Source organism: Streptomyces sp. YGL11-2, from assembly GCF_050054615.1.
GTDB lineage: Bacteria > Actinomycetota > Actinomycetes > Streptomycetales > Streptomycetaceae > Streptomyces.
In genome coordinates, this window is record NZ_JBNHIN010000034.1 from 39735 (window position 1) to 52052 (window position 12318).

General features: G+C 70.3%; 15 protein-coding genes and 5 pseudogenes. 15 read left to right on the top strand and 5 right to left on the bottom strand.

What is annotated here, in order from left to right; translation table 11 throughout:
* Nucleotides 1-76 precede the first annotated feature (76 nt).
* The 3 genes and pseudogenes from ACO1BR_RS30110 (at nt 77) to ACO1BR_RS30120 (ending at nt 1737) form a co-directional block, all read left to right on the top strand.
* The gene (locus tag ACO1BR_RS30110) at nt 77-883 is read left to right on the top strand and encodes an alpha/beta hydrolase family protein (RefSeq protein ID WP_426798253.1); all 807 of its coding nucleotides are present in this window, start codon (nt 77-79) and stop codon (nt 881-883) included.
* Nucleotides 884-903: 20 nt separating this feature from the next.
* A pseudogene (locus tag ACO1BR_RS30115) lies at nt 904-1110 on the top strand (hypothetical protein); the annotation flags it as partial.
* Between the two features lie 276 nt (nt 1111-1386).
* A complete protein-coding gene (locus ACO1BR_RS30120) occupies nt 1387-1737 on the top strand; it encodes an ArsR/SmtB family transcription factor (RefSeq protein WP_426798254.1) in 351 nt (116 codons plus the stop codon).
* Nucleotides 1738-3054: 1317 nt separating this feature from the next.
* On the opposite strand, the gene ACO1BR_RS30125 is transcribed toward ACO1BR_RS30120, so the two are convergent.
* Nucleotides 3055-3273 (bottom strand): hypothetical protein, encoded by a 219-nt coding sequence (locus tag ACO1BR_RS30125; RefSeq protein ID WP_426798255.1) that lies wholly within the window; start codon nt 3271-3273, stop codon nt 3055-3057.
* 205 nt (nt 3274-3478) lie between these two features.
* Between ACO1BR_RS30125 and ACO1BR_RS30130 the strand changes: the two genes are divergently transcribed.
* The 7 genes and pseudogenes from ACO1BR_RS30130 to ACO1BR_RS30160 all read left to right on the top strand — a co-directional run.
* Nucleotides 3479-3820 carry an ArsR/SmtB family transcription factor gene (locus tag ACO1BR_RS30130; RefSeq protein WP_426798256.1) on the top strand — a complete coding sequence of 114 codons (342 nt, stop codon included), beginning with the start codon at nt 3479-3481 and terminating at the stop codon, nt 3818-3820.
* A gap of 2 nt (nt 3821-3822) precedes the next feature.
* Nucleotides 3823-4011 (top strand): annotated as a pseudogene (locus ACO1BR_RS30135) (sodium-independent anion transporter); the annotation flags it as partial.
* Between the two features lie 30 nt (nt 4012-4041).
* Nucleotides 4042-4386 (top strand): pyridoxamine 5'-phosphate oxidase family protein, encoded by a 345-nt coding sequence (locus ACO1BR_RS30140; protein WP_426798299.1) that lies wholly within the window; start codon nt 4042-4044, stop codon nt 4384-4386.
* Nucleotides 4383-4802 (top strand): ATP-binding protein, encoded by a 420-nt coding sequence (locus tag ACO1BR_RS30145; protein WP_426798257.1) that lies wholly within the window; start codon nt 4383-4385, stop codon nt 4800-4802. The genes ACO1BR_RS30140 and ACO1BR_RS30145 overlap by 4 nt, the downstream gene beginning before the upstream one ends.
* Before the next feature lie 155 nt (nt 4803-4957).
* On the top strand, nt 4958-5266 hold the full coding sequence (locus ACO1BR_RS30150; RefSeq protein ID WP_426798258.1) for a GMC oxidoreductase: 309 nt from the start codon (nt 4958-4960) through the stop codon (nt 5264-5266).
* Entirely contained in the window at nt 5263-5757 is a 495-nt protein-coding gene (locus ACO1BR_RS30155) for a nitroreductase/quinone reductase family protein (protein ID WP_426798259.1), read from the top strand. The genes ACO1BR_RS30150 and ACO1BR_RS30155 overlap by 4 nt, the downstream gene beginning before the upstream one ends.
* Nucleotides 5741-5992, top strand: a pseudogene (locus ACO1BR_RS30160) (transposase); the annotation flags it as partial. The gene ACO1BR_RS30155 and the pseudogene ACO1BR_RS30160, both read left to right, overlap by 17 nt.
* Before the next feature lie 5 nt (nt 5993-5997).
* On the opposite strand, the gene ACO1BR_RS30165 reads toward ACO1BR_RS30160, so the two are convergent.
* Nucleotides 5998-6813, bottom strand: coding sequence for a helix-turn-helix transcriptional regulator (locus tag ACO1BR_RS30165; RefSeq protein ID WP_426798260.1), 816 nt, complete (start codon nt 6811-6813; stop codon nt 5998-6000).
* 71 nt (nt 6814-6884) lie between these two features.
* Between ACO1BR_RS30165 and ACO1BR_RS30170 the strand changes: the two genes are divergently transcribed.
* A complete protein-coding gene (locus ACO1BR_RS30170) occupies nt 6885-7607 on the top strand; it encodes an SDR family oxidoreductase (RefSeq protein WP_426798261.1) in 723 nt (240 codons plus the stop codon).
* Nucleotides 7608-7790: 183 nt separating this feature from the next.
* Here the strand turns inward: ACO1BR_RS30170 and ACO1BR_RS30175 are convergent, their stop codons facing one another.
* Nucleotides 7791-8387, bottom strand: a complete 597-nt coding sequence (locus ACO1BR_RS30175) for a TetR/AcrR family transcriptional regulator (protein WP_426798262.1) — start codon at nt 8385-8387, stop codon at nt 7791-7793.
* A gap of 165 nt (nt 8388-8552) precedes the next feature.
* Between ACO1BR_RS30175 and ACO1BR_RS30180 the strand changes: the two genes are divergently transcribed.
* On the top strand, nt 8553-9515 hold the full coding sequence (locus ACO1BR_RS30180) for an alpha/beta hydrolase family protein (RefSeq protein ID WP_426798263.1): 963 nt from the start codon (nt 8553-8555) through the stop codon (nt 9513-9515).
* Between the two features lie 80 nt (nt 9516-9595).
* Nucleotides 9596-9769: pseudogene (locus ACO1BR_RS30185) on the top strand (alkene reductase); the annotation flags it as partial.
* Between the two features lie 32 nt (nt 9770-9801).
* On the opposite strand, the gene ACO1BR_RS30190 reads toward ACO1BR_RS30185, so the two are convergent.
* On the bottom strand, nt 9802-10653 hold the full coding sequence (locus tag ACO1BR_RS30190; protein WP_426798264.1) for a LysR family transcriptional regulator: 852 nt from the start codon (nt 10651-10653) through the stop codon (nt 9802-9804).
* Between the two features lie 81 nt (nt 10654-10734).
* Between ACO1BR_RS30190 and ACO1BR_RS30195 the strand changes: the two genes are divergently transcribed.
* Together ACO1BR_RS30195 and ACO1BR_RS30200 are read left to right on the top strand one after the other, a co-directional pair.
* Complete coding sequence (locus ACO1BR_RS30195) at nt 10735-11229, top strand: cupin domain-containing protein (RefSeq protein ID WP_426798265.1); 495 nt, start codon at nt 10735-10737, stop codon at nt 11227-11229.
* A 31-nt stretch (nt 11230-11260) separates the two neighbouring features.
* Nucleotides 11261-11479 (top strand): annotated as a pseudogene (locus ACO1BR_RS30200) (DoxX family protein); the annotation flags it as partial.
* A 170-nt stretch (nt 11480-11649) separates the two neighbouring features.
* On the opposite strand, the gene ACO1BR_RS30205 reads toward ACO1BR_RS30200, so the two are convergent.
* Entirely contained in the window at nt 11650-12279 is a 630-nt protein-coding gene (locus ACO1BR_RS30205; RefSeq protein WP_426798266.1) for a hypothetical protein, read from the bottom strand.
* Between the last annotated feature and the right edge of the window lie 39 nt (nt 12280-12318).

Here is a 12318-nt window from a genome sequence, read left to right on the forward strand (position 1 = left end):
AGCACGCGCATGGCACCCGCCGGTGTCGCCCTCTCCCCCCTGCCCCACGAACAGTCCCTGCCTAGGTGATCGCAACATGACCGAAAAAGTGAGATTCCGGAGCGTCGTCGGCCCCGAACTGGCCGGAGCCATCGACCTGCCAGACGGCGAGATCCGAGGTTGGGGAATCTTCGTGCACGGATTCACACTCGGCAAGGACTCGCCGGCAGCCTCGCGCGTCAGCAAGCAACTGGCACGCGAGGGGATCGGGATGCTGCGTTACGACAACCTCGGGATCGGGGACTCCGACGGCGACTGGGGGGACGGTTCCTTCACCGTCAAGGTCCAGGACACGATCCGTGCAGCGGCCCTGATGGCGGAGCGAGGAACTCCAGCGGACCTGCTGGTGGGGCACTCATGGGGAGGCGCCGCCGCCCTCGCCGCAGCGGCCGAGGCAACCGGCGTCCGCGCGCTCGCCACGATCGGGGCGCCTGTCGAGCCCAGCCACGTCGAGCGACAGTACGACGCGGTCATGGATCGCGTTCTCAGTGAAGGTTCGCACGAGTGGTTCGTCGGCGGGAGGACCCTGGTCCTCAAGCGCGCCTTCGTCGAAGACGTCCGCCAGGCTCACCTACGCGACCGGATACGCGAGTTGAACCTGCCGCTGCTCGTCCTGCATTCGCCTACCGACCAAACCGTCGGCATCGCCAACGCCGGGGAGATCTTCCGCGAGGCACGACACCCGCGAAGCTTCGTCTCGCTCGAAGGAGCGGACCATCTCCTGACCGCACGAGGACAGGCGCAGCGAGCCGCCCACATCATCAGCGCCTGGGCCGACCAGTACATCCACGGGTCAGGGCCCGGCGGCAGGACATCCCAGGTGCTGAAGAGCTCGATCGGGTAGGTGTGGGGGCCGGGCCGTCGAACTCCGCCCAGGCCGCCCACCCCGCATACCGCCAGAGCCTGGAACGGCTGCGTGACATGGGCGTCCGCATCGGCTCGTACGAGCCACACCAGCCGAAGGCAGGCGGCGGAGCGGACCGGTTCTGCTGGGAAGGGGCACTGGAGCTGCTCACTCCAAAGGTGGCCGGCCAGGGGGCCGGGTGCCGGTCCCCAGCCCTGGGTAGTTGACGCGGCGTCCAAAGGGAACGGCCACGGGTGACGGCATTCGGCCCTCACCGCGCGATCGAGACTCACATATGGCGCCCACAGGACGTACGGAATTGCCAATCTCTGCAACTGCTTGGGCCGTCACGGCCGTGTTCATGGGCTCGACCCTCGGAGCGGATTCGGTGCTGCCGGTTCCGCAGGCGAGGATGGCCGCATGTTCTTGACGAGTGAGTGGACGCGATGCGCCGACGTCCGGCCCGTGGGGCCGTGCTGTTATGCCGGGAAGGGGACGGCACGGTGAGTACGCCGCTTTACCAGCTGAAGGCCGAGTTCTTCAAGACACTCGGTCATCCCGTGCGCATCCGTGTCCTGGAGTTGCTGAGCGAGCGTGAGCACGCGGTGGCCGAGATGCTGCCGGAGGTGGGCGTCGAACCCTCGAACCTCTCCCAGCAGCTGGCCGTCCTGCGCAGGATGAACCTGGTCACGACCCGCAAGGAGGGCTCGACCGTGTACTACTCGCTGACCGACCCGCGCGTGGCCGAACTGCTTCGGGTCGCCCGTACGATCCTGTCCGGCGTGCTGGCCGGGCAGGCCGAGCTGCTCGCCGACCTGAAGGCGGCACAGGGTGAGGCGAAACCGCCGTCGTAGCGGCGGCCCTCGAACGGCGACCGCCTCCTGTGAGCTGGACAGCGCTCCGCGGCATCGGAAGGCGGTCGCTGCACCACGCAGCCCCCACGTCGACGGGACGGTGTCCAGGCGACCAAGCCTCGTCAGAGTCCGCAAAGCACAGGACAAGTGCCGTTACTCCGGCTGCAGAGTGCCTCGTTGGCGACCTGCGAATACGTCTTCACCGTGTCAGGGAGGGTTCATGGCCCTGCTGTGCGAGATCCGCGACACCGGACGGGTGGCCGGGCCCGCCCCCAAGCTCGCGACTTCGCTCGAACAGGGGACCCCCATCGCCGCGTCCGGAAGGCGAAGCCCCGCCGGGGGCCACGGAGTTCGGCGGGTCGGTGCAGGTGCGGTGCGTCGATGCGGGGTCCCGCAACGGGTGTGAGATCGAGATCGCGGCGGCGTTCAACTTCCACTGGCCACGCGGCTGGTACCCGATACTCCCCGACGCCGGCTCCCCGCCGGCCTTCGGCGAGCAGGAAGGCCGCTACCCGTTCCTGGAGGTGGAGGGCGACGGCGTCTACGAGATCCCCGGCGGCCCGGTGCACGCCAGGTTGATCGAGCCCGGCCACTTCCCGCTTCTCCATCGTCGGCGAGACCATCCTCAGGCTCAAGGACCGCCTCTGGTTCGTCCACAAGGGCATCGAGAAACTCTTCCAGTGCCGCTCGACCACAGCCGGCCTCCCGCTCGCCGAGCGCATCAGCGGCGACACCGCGGTCGGCCACGCCCTCGCGTACTGCCTGGCCGTCGAGGAGGCCACCGGCATCGACGTCCCGGACCGAGCCCAGCGCGCCCGCGCCCTGCTCCTCGAACCGGAACGGATCCACACTGGCCCGCTTCCTGGTCCGCGCCGAGGAGATCGACGCCTCCCTCGCCCTGATCGAGCAGTTCACCGACGGGCTGGCGGCCCCCATGGGTGCGCCGTCACCCCAGCCGGCGTCGGGAGCGGGCCCCGTACGGGTGTGGGCCTGGTGGAGGGCTGACGCGGCGCCATCGCCGTCCGGATCGCACTCGCCCCGGACGGAACCCTGGCCCGGGTCAAGCCGGTCGATCCGTCCTTCTTCAACTGGCCCGCTCTGCCGGTGGCATTGGCGAACACGATCGTCCCGGACTTCCCGCTGACCAACAAGAGCTTCAACCGCTCCTACGCGGAAAACGACCTGTGACCTGGCGATGGCCAGGCTGCGCGCGATGCCGCCGGCGTGCCGGCTGCGCGCGTTGCCGAGGCGGCTGCAGCGGGCAGAGCGTGCTGCCGCAGCCAGACCGGTCGAAAATTTGTCGGGGGTGACGGCCCCTTACCGCTCGGCGTTCCAGACGTCCGGCCCGCCCCCGAGCCAATCGATCAGCTCCGGGTCGTCGATCGCCGTATCGGTCTTCGGCAGATCCGCGCGCTGCAGGAACTCGATCAGGTCGAGCAGGTGGTAGGCCGTGCCCACGTGCTCACCCCGGATCGTCACCCGCCTGCCACCCTCGGTCATCGGCGGGTGCACCACCACAGGCGCACCGTCGGCCATAGCCTCATCCTCGCTCCGCCGGCGCCCATGCGCGAGCCCGCCCCACCATCACACACCTCCAGCAGCGATGTGACGACAATGTGAATTGCAAAAATTAGCAATTCGCTACATGCTGTACCGGTCGTGGCCGTGGCAGCCGCGGGCACGACGCTTCAGGTGTGCCCCGCCCTCGGCAGGGCTGTGTGTGGAGTGATCGAGGATTTCCGTGCTGGTCCCGCTGTATCAGGCCAAGGCCGAGTTTTTCCGGATGCTGGGGCACCCGGTCCGCATCCGTGTGCTGGAGCTGCTGCAGAACGGGCCGATGCCGGTACGGGAACTGCTCGCGGAGATCGAGATCGAGCCGGCGGCGTTGTCCCAGCAACTGGCGGTGCTGCGCCGCTCAGGAATTGTCACGTCCACGCGCGAGGGCTCCACCGTCGTCTACGAGCTGGCCGGCGGGGATGTGGCGGAGTTGATGCGGGCCGCGCGGCGGATCCTGACACAGATGCTGTCCGGGCAGAACGAGCTGTTGGCCGAGCTGCGGGAAGCCGAGGTCGCCGCGCGGTGAGCATGTCGCTGCCGGGCCGGACGTGGGGCCTGGTCCGTTCCCTCGTGTCCGACCGCGCCGATCTGGCGCCGATGGGGCGTGATCCGCGTCGGGATCTGCTGGCCGGGCTGACCGTCGCGATCGTGGCGCTGCCCCTCGCGCTGGGCTTCGGGGTCTCCTCCGGGCTCGGGGCGGAGGCCGGAGGCGCTTCGCTGGGACGGCTGCTGTACGAGCAGCGGGCGGTGACGGTCGTCCGCCCCGCCTCCCACGTCCTGGAGTACGGGCGCCTGATCGTCCGCGCGCCGGTCCCGGCTGCCGCCCTGGCCGGGCGGGTCGCCGTCACGTACCACGCCGACCACATCGACCCGACGACCGGCACCGGCTGGGCGGTGACCGCCTCCGGACTGGCCGAGGTCGTCACCCAGGAGGACGAGGCCGCGCACTACCGGCGCACCCTGGTCGGCTGGTCCCACGGCCCGCACGACGCACTGCTGCGCATCCATCCGCAGACCGTCGACGGCCACCGCTTCGCCCACGCCACCGACCCCGCTCAAGCACCCGACGCGCGAAGGCCCACGTCCCGATGACCACTGAGCCCCTTGCCCTGCCGATGCGCTCCGTGCTCGTCGTGCCGAACGTCCCCGCCTCCGTCCGGCTGGCCCGCGAAACAGCCGAGCTGACCTGTGCGGGCTGGGGCGTCGCCCCTGGACATCCTGTCCTGGGGCCGGCCTTGTTGGTGCTGAGCGAGCTGGTCACCAACAGCGTCCGGCACGCCGCCGCTGCCTCGCCCCAGATCACCGTCACCTTCGCGGCAGGCTCCGACGTGCTGGCCTTCGCCGTCCACGACCGCCACCCCTACGCGCCCGACCCGCTGAGCTTCCCGCAGAGCATGGGAGGGCTGGCCACCGTCGCAGAGGTCACCGCCGAGTGGGGCGGCACCTGGACCGTGCGGCCCGACGCCGACGGCGGCGGCAAGACCATCTGGATCACCGTGCCGCTGTGACCTGACCTCATCGATGCCGCACAAAGAGGAGACACGCGAATCACGTGAAACACGCGAAGAGAGCATGACGTTCCCATGGCGCTACCCGACCGACGATGACCTGGGCATCCTTTCGCTGACCGGCTGCCTCGACACGAAGGACACCGCCCTCCCCCATGCCCAAGGGGCATGGGAGATACCCCCACCTCAGGAGCATCGGCGACCGGAAGGGCCGACCCGGGAGCCTGCCCGCCCGGCTGCCGGTCACCGCACACCTGCTCGGCGGATGCCCACTGGGCACCGATCCCGCAGAGACCGTCGCCGACTGCGACCACCGCGTCCACGGGTACCCCACCCTGCACGTCGCCGACGGCTCGGCCATTGCGCACAACCTCGGCGGCAGCCCCTCCCTGACCATCACCGCCATGGCAGAGCGCGCTTTCGCCCGCTGGCCCGAAGCCGCTGCACCTGAAGGGACCCCATGACGATCCGTCCCCTCGTCACCCGGATCGGCCGGACGCGTGCCTTCACCACCCTCGCGCCGCACCTGCTGCCGCGCGTCGACCGAGCGGCGCACCGCCTGACCGGTGGCCGCTGGCTGCCCAGCCGGGCCCTGCTCCCGACCGTCATGCTCGTCACCACTGGCCACCGCAGCGGACTGGCCCGCACCACGGCGCTGTGTGCGCACCGCTTCGCTGACGGCAGCTGGCTGGTCGCCGCCACCAATTTCGGCCGACCGCACCACCCGGCGTGGAGTACCAACCTGCTCCACGCCCCCCACGCCGTCGTCGTCACGAACCGGGAACGCCATCCCGTCACAGCCGAACTGCTCCCCGTCAACCGGCTCCCCGAGTACCGGCAGCAACTGCTGTGCATCCTCCCGGTCTTCGACGACTACGCCGCCCGGACGGCACGCGACATCCGCGTCTTTTACCTCACACCCCTCGGCCTCGGAGCGGGGCCGTCGGGCGGATGACCGTGCGGCCGTGCGAGGAATCGTTGACGCCCTGGGCGAGGGCGTGGCCTGGGCCGATGTGCCAACGGAGAGAGTCGGCTGCAGTGGGGGGACCGGCTGGCAGCGCCTTCGGGACTGGACCGGAGCCGGTTCGTGGCCCCGCCTGCATGAGGCCCTCTTGGCTGGGCTGCGGGCGGCCGGCCTGCTGGACATGGACGACACCGCGATCGACGGCTCTCACGTGAGGGCCCTGAAAGAGGTTCAGGCCGCCTGCGTGGCCAGTCGGCGCAGGGCGCGCGCGGCAGGTGATCCGGGGTCGGCCGTGATCAGGACGACTTCCTGGTCGTCCTCGGGCACGAGCAGGACGTCGCAGTTCAACCGCAGTGTGCCGGCCTCCGGGTGGTCGAGGGTCTTGGTGCGGTGCCCTGGGGCGTGGACCGGACGCGTCTGCCAGATCTGTCGGAACTCCTCGCTGCCCGCGTGCAGTTCGGCCAGCAGGGCGGTCAGCTGCGGGTCATGCGGGTAGCGGTCGCCGGCCCGGCGCAGCCGCGCCGCCACGATGTGCCCGAACTCCTCGGCGCTGGAGCTCTCGTACATCCGCCCCTGGCCCAGGAAGCGGCGCCGGGCCAGGTTCGTCGTCCCGCCTCGGAGGTCACCGCCGAACAGTGCCTGGGCCAGGGGGTTCCAGGCGACGACGCCGTACGCCGCGTCGGTGACGATGGCACCGGTCTCCGGCAGCCGCTCCAGCATCCGGGCGACGTGCGGGCGTACCCGCCGCTCGGCGCTGATGCCGGGTGGCGCGCTCGATCCCGCCAGGCGGAACAGGTGGCTGCGCTCGGCCGGCGTGAGCCGCAGCGCCTGGGCCAGCGCGTCCAGGATCCGGGCCGACGGCCGCGGTCCCCGGGCCTGCTCCAGCCGCGTGTAGTAGTCGACCGACATATGGGCGAGCTCTGCCACCTCCTCGCGGCGCAGGCCCGGCGTACGGCGAGCGGTGCCCGTCGCCGTCAGCCCGATCTCCTGCGGACTCAGGCCCGCCCGGCGGTCCCGGAGGAAGTGCGCCAACTCCTGCCGTGCCATGCCGCCTCCTGCCGCTGCCTGGTACAGGCTGTCCCTGGCAGGGCGCGCACAGCCAGGGAACCGTGGTCGCCATGAACAATCGCACAGCTCTGGTCACCGGTGCCAACAAGGGCATCGGCAGGCACATCGCCCGGCTGCTCGCCGCCGAGGGCTTCACCGTGTACGTGGGCGCCCGCGACCCCGGGCGCGGGCGGCGGGCCGTCGAGGAGATCGGTGCCTGCGCCCGCCTGCTGGTCCTCGACGTGACAGATCCCGACGGCATCGCACGGGCCGCGGCTCAGGTGGACCGCCTGGACGTGCTGGTCAACAACGCCGGCATCGCACCGTCCCTCGCCCCGCCGGCCGACACCAGCGTCGAGGAGTACCGGCGCACGTACGAGACCAACGTGTTCGGGGTGGCGGCGGTGACCAATGCCTTCCTGCCCGCCCTGCGCCGGTCCCCGCACCCGCGCATCGTCAACCTCTCCAGTGGCACCGCATCGTTGACCTGGAGCACCAGCCCCACCCCCAACCCCCAGTTCACCCCGGGAAGCGGTGGCGCCGCCGCCTACCGGTCGTCCAAGGCCGCCCTCAACGCCCTCACCGTCCTCTACGCCCAGGCATTGGCCGAGGACGGTTTCAAGGTCAACGCGCTGGCCCCCGGCTTGCGGGCCACCGATCTCAACCCCCGGGCCGCCGCTGCCGGCGGCGACCCGGCGGAGGCCGCCCAGGGCACCCTCCGCCTGGCTCTGCTGCCGGACGACGGCCCCACCGGCGGCTTCTTCTCCTGGGACGGAACGCCGGTGCCCTGGTGAGCGCCCTGCGGCTTCCTGCGCCGGAGCGGACCGTGTCGTTGGCCTGCTCTACGAGCAGCCAGGGGCGGGATTCGGCCCGGTGGAGCAAGAGTTCGCCGCGGAGGCCACGGTCATGTCAGCACCGCGCCAGGGGCGCGGACCGTGATCTCGCTGAGGCCAAAGGGCCGTTGAGTGTCGTCGGCGTCATGACGGCTGCGGTCGCTGTAGTCCTTGAAGAAGCAGGTTGATCAATCGGCGGGGGTCGTAGCGGGGGTCGCTGTCACGTCCGATGCAGAGGTTGCCGATGCCGCGCATCAGTTCGTACGGCTGCGTACCGGGCGTGATTTCGCCGGTGTCGACTGCCGCGTCGAGCAACTGCGCGCAGACGGGTTCCAAGCGGTCGACGAAGTAGGTGTGCAGCGTGGCGAAGCCGCCGCTGTCCGACTGCAGCGCGTTGGCGAGGCCGTGCTTCGTGACCAGGAAGTCGACGAAGAGGTCGATCCACTGGCGCAGTGCCGCGAGCGGAGAGTCGGCACTGGCCAGCAGGCCCGGGCCGGCCTCGGCGCATGCCTCGACCTGGTGGCGGTAGACGGCGACGACGAGATCTGCCCGCGTCGGGAAGTGGCGGTAGATCGTTCCCAATCCGACGCCCGCTCTGGCCGCGATCTCACGGATGGGTGCGTCGACACCCGAGGTGACGAACACCTCTGCGGCGGCGGCAAGCAGAGTCTGCTGGTTGCGCAGCGCGTCGGCCCGCTTGCTTCGGGCCGGCACCTCCCCGGACTGGCCTGCAGTGGACACCACACCCTCCTTCCCGTGACCGTTGACGAAACGGAACGCTGTTCCGTATGTTAAGCGGAACAGTGATCCGCTTCTCAGCGTAGCTGAAGCCGGACGCTCCCGACCGCCTCCCGCCGCCGGCCGAACAAGACCGGCGGAAGAGGCCATCGAAGGGACATACGCATCATGAGTGAATCACCTTCCCCGACCGACGCCCTCGGCTCTCCCGCTCCCGTCCTCTCGTTCAGCCCGGTGGTGCTGCCCGTGACCGGACGTCCCGTGGACCTTCACGCGCGCGTCTCCGCACCCACGACCGGAACCGACCTGCCCGTCGTCCTCCTCTCCCACGGTCACGGCCCCTCGAACAACCTCTCCTCGCTCAACGGCTACGCGCCGCTTGCCAACTTCTGGGCGGCACACGGGTTCATCGTCATCCAGCCCACCCACCTCAGCTCCAGGACACTGAGCCACCTGCACCCCGACACCCCCGGAGCGCCCCTGTTCTGGCGCTCACGCGCCGAGGACATGAAGCACATCCTCGACCGGCTCGACGTGATCGAGGCCGCCGTGCCGCAGCTCGCCGGACGCATGGACCACAGCAAGGTCGCCGTTGCCGGGCACTCGCTCGGCGGCCACACCGCCGGCCTCCTGCTGGGGGCCCGGCTCACCGACCCCGACGACGGAGAGGAAGTCAACCTCGTCGAGCCCCGGATCAAGACCGGTGTGCTGCTGGCCGCACCCGGCAGGGGCGGCGACGCCCTGAACGGGCCCATGGCCGAAACCCTGTCGTTCGCCCGGACCACGGACTTCTCGACGATGACCACACCCGCGCTGGTCGTCGCCGGCGACAAGGACGACTCCCGGCACTTCACGGACATGGGTCCGGACTGGCACACCGACCCCTACACCCTCGCGCCCGGACCCAAGACCCTGCTGACCCTGTTCGACGCGGGGCACGGACTCGGCGGGATCTCCGGATACGACGCCGCCGAGACCACGGACGAGAACCCCGAGCGGGTGGCTGCGCTAGGGCGGCTCACCTGGGCCTACCTCCGCACCCAGCTCTACCCCGGAGACTCCGCTTGGCAGACGGCGCGGGACGCACTGACCGCCAGCCCCAACCCGACAGGACGAGTCGAGTCCAAGTAGGCCGAGCGGACACACTCTCCGCAGCGGACCAACAGCGCGAGACAGCCACGCAGTATGGGGATGGGTGACCGCGCCTCGCCCTCAACACCGCGTTGCTGAGGGAACTGGCCCGGCTCCAACTCGCCTACGTCCACCTGGAAGCGACAACGGACGAGGAGGTGCTCATCGGCCTGCGCCGCGCCTGGCCCGGCACCCTGATTGTCAATCCGGTCCTCCCGGTGGGCCCCAAGCAGGCCGGCCGCGCGGAAGCCGACTCACGAGCTGTGGCAGCACCCGTTGCCGGTGCTCAGCCCCGGTACGCGGCTGTCGCGGTCTCGATGAAGGACCGGACCAACGGGTTGGTGTCACCTTCGTTCCACACCGCCACCACTCGGCTCGGCGCCATGTCGATCAGCGGCACCGCGGCCAACTCCGCGGGCAGATCGTGCCCGAGCGGGGCGAGGCCGACCGTGCCGTTCCACAGCACGGCCTGCAGGCATTCCTGGACGGCGCGCACCACTGGGCCCTCGCGCGGCCGGCCGCCGTTCCAGTACGACTGCCAGACGGGGTCGGTCCCCTGCGGGAACTGGAACCAGCGGCGGTCGCTCAGGTCGGCCAGCCGTAGCCGGTCGCGACAGGCCAGCGGGTCGTCGGCGCGCAGGACCACGCCGACCGGATCGGCCCGCAGCGCACGCACCGTCAGGGCCGTCTCGTCGAACGGCGCCCGGGTCAGGGCGACGTCGACCAGCCCGGCGTGCAGCCCGCAGGTTGGGTCGGTCAGGTCGGTGTCGCGGATGCGGATGTTGATGCCGGGGTGGCGTCGGCGGTAGGCGGCCGCCAGCCTGGTCACTCCCGGGTCGGTGCCGTCACCCAGGATGCCGACGGTGATGGTCGCGACGCCGGCCGCCGCGTTCACGCGTACGCGGACGCGGTCGGCATGGTCGAGCAGGGCCCGCGCCTCGTCGAGCAGCACCGTACCGACCGGGGTGAGCGTGACGCCGGCGGGCGAGCGGGCGAACAGCCGGGCCCCGACATCGGCCTCCAACCGCATGATCGCCCTGCTCAGTGGCGGCTGACTCATGTGCAGTCGGGCGGCGGCCCGGCCGAAGTGGAGTTCCTCGGCGACGGCCACGAAGTAGCGCAAGGTCTGTAGCTCCACGCTGCAACGATACCCACGAGGTATCGGCGTCGCGGGATGGGTCTTGGACAGCCGTGGAGCCCTGGCGGTGCACTTGTGGGCATGACCGAAGTAGCGAAGACCAGCGAGCCGCAGACCGACCCCTCCGTACCAGTGGTGGGCCCCGGCGACGGCGAGACGATCGTCCTGGGCACCACGCGCATGCGTGTCCTCGAAGACGGCAGCCGCACCGGGCACCGCCTCGCGATCGCCGAGTCCGTTCTCGCCCCGCACACCCAGGGACCGCCGCAGCACCGCCACGCCCGGCACGACGAGGGCTTCTACATCCTCTCCGGCACCGTGCGCTTCACCGTCGGGGACGAGGGCCACGACGCCACCGCGGGCACGTTCGTGATGATTCCGCCCGGCACACCGCACACCTTTGCCAACCCGACCGACCAACCCGCAGTCATGCTCAGCACGTTCACCCCCGACCTGTACGTGCAGTACTTCCGAGACCTCCAGGACGTGCTCGCCGGCGGCCGGCCGCTGACGCCGCAGACCAACATCGACGCGATGAGCCGCTACGCGACCGAGCCCGCAACCGACTTCGCCTGAAGCCGACGGGACGGCCCGGCCGCGCTCCTCCCGACCGGCGACGGCCTGGGGCCACCGCATACCCCTGGCCGCCATCAGGGCGCTGGGGCCGGTCGAGACACTCGGTGCGACCGGGCTGATCCTGCCGCCGCTGACCTGCACCGCTCCCTGGCCGGCGCCGGCCGCGGCCATCGGGTTCCTCCTCCTGCAGACCGGTGCGGTCGCCGTCCATCTGACCGGTGAAGATCGCCGGATCACACTCAACGTCGGGCCGACATGGCGACAGGGAACTCCTCAGCACCGCCGGCGTCTTCACGGCCCCGGTGGTCAGCCTCACCGCGGTCGCCATCGCGTTTCCCGATCTTCGAGATCCGGCAGCGCGCCCTGATCACCCGTCGGATGCGCCCCGAAACAGAGCGCGAAGCCAACCGCGCGCTGATTTCACCGGCCGACCATGGGCAGCGGTTGACCGTAGGGCAGCAGGAAGGGCTTTCCCATCTGGCCGGCAACGGTGAACGGTGTGAACTCGCGGTCCGCAAGCACCCGGTAGATCAACTCGGAAGTGGACATGTCGAACCGGTACCACTCCCCGGCCGGGTCCCGCTTGGCGATCACGGGCCACTTGGCGGGATCCACCGAGCGGTCCGCCAGCCAGTAGTAATCGCCCTCTGTCTGGTCACGAGCCCAGAGGATCAAGCCCGACTTCTCGGACCTCCCGTAGAGCCCGTGAGGCTCGTAGGTCCTTGGAACCAGCGGATACTGCACACACAACTGCAGGTGGCGCTTCCACGTGTCCAGCACGCGGCTCGACGAGGTTCCGCCGACCGGCCGCAGGACCTCAAGGTACGCCGAGAAGCTCCCCGGCGCGAAGAGTGCGCAGATTTCCTTGTAGTCGGCGGGCAGGGAGGTGCCGAAGCTGTCCTCCACCGGGCCCCAGTCGATCTCCTGGCGCTCCTGCTGCCAGCCCGTCACTTGCACCAGGCGGTCCACCCACAACTGATCCATCCCTCCATTCAAGCGCACGGCATCGACGGCGCGGAGGCGCGGGTAGATCCCTGTGAGCGTGTTCACTTGGAGACGGTGTTGCCCGTTCTGCCGCACGGCGAGAGT

Excerpts from the sequence above, each read along its gene's own strand:
- ACO1BR_RS30110 (WP_426798253.1), top strand. The coding sequence starts at position 77 with ATGACCGAAAAAGTGAGATTCCGGAGCGTCGTCGGCCCCGAACTGGCC.
- ACO1BR_RS30125 (WP_426798255.1), bottom strand. The coding sequence starts at position 3,273 with ATGGCCGACGGTGCGCCTGTGGTGGTGCACCCGCCGATGACCGAGGGT.
- ACO1BR_RS30145 (WP_426798257.1), top strand. The coding sequence starts at position 4,383 with ATGACCACTGAGCCCCTTGCCCTGCCGATGCGCTCCGTGCTCGTCGTG.
- ACO1BR_RS30150 (WP_426798258.1), top strand. The coding sequence starts at position 4,958 with ATGCCCAAGGGGCATGGGAGATACCCCCACCTCAGGAGCATCGGCGAC.
- ACO1BR_RS30155 (WP_426798259.1), top strand. The coding sequence starts at position 5,263 with ATGACGATCCGTCCCCTCGTCACCCGGATCGGCCGGACGCGTGCCTTC.
- ACO1BR_RS30165 (WP_426798260.1), bottom strand. The coding sequence starts at position 6,813 with ATGGCACGGCAGGAGTTGGCGCACTTCCTCCGGGACCGCCGGGCGGGC.
- ACO1BR_RS30170 (WP_426798261.1), top strand. The coding sequence starts at position 6,885 with ATGAACAATCGCACAGCTCTGGTCACCGGTGCCAACAAGGGCATCGGC.
- ACO1BR_RS30180 (WP_426798263.1), top strand. The coding sequence starts at position 8,553 with ATGAGTGAATCACCTTCCCCGACCGACGCCCTCGGCTCTCCCGCTCCC.
- ACO1BR_RS30195 (WP_426798265.1), top strand. The coding sequence starts at position 10,735 with ATGACCGAAGTAGCGAAGACCAGCGAGCCGCAGACCGACCCCTCCGTA.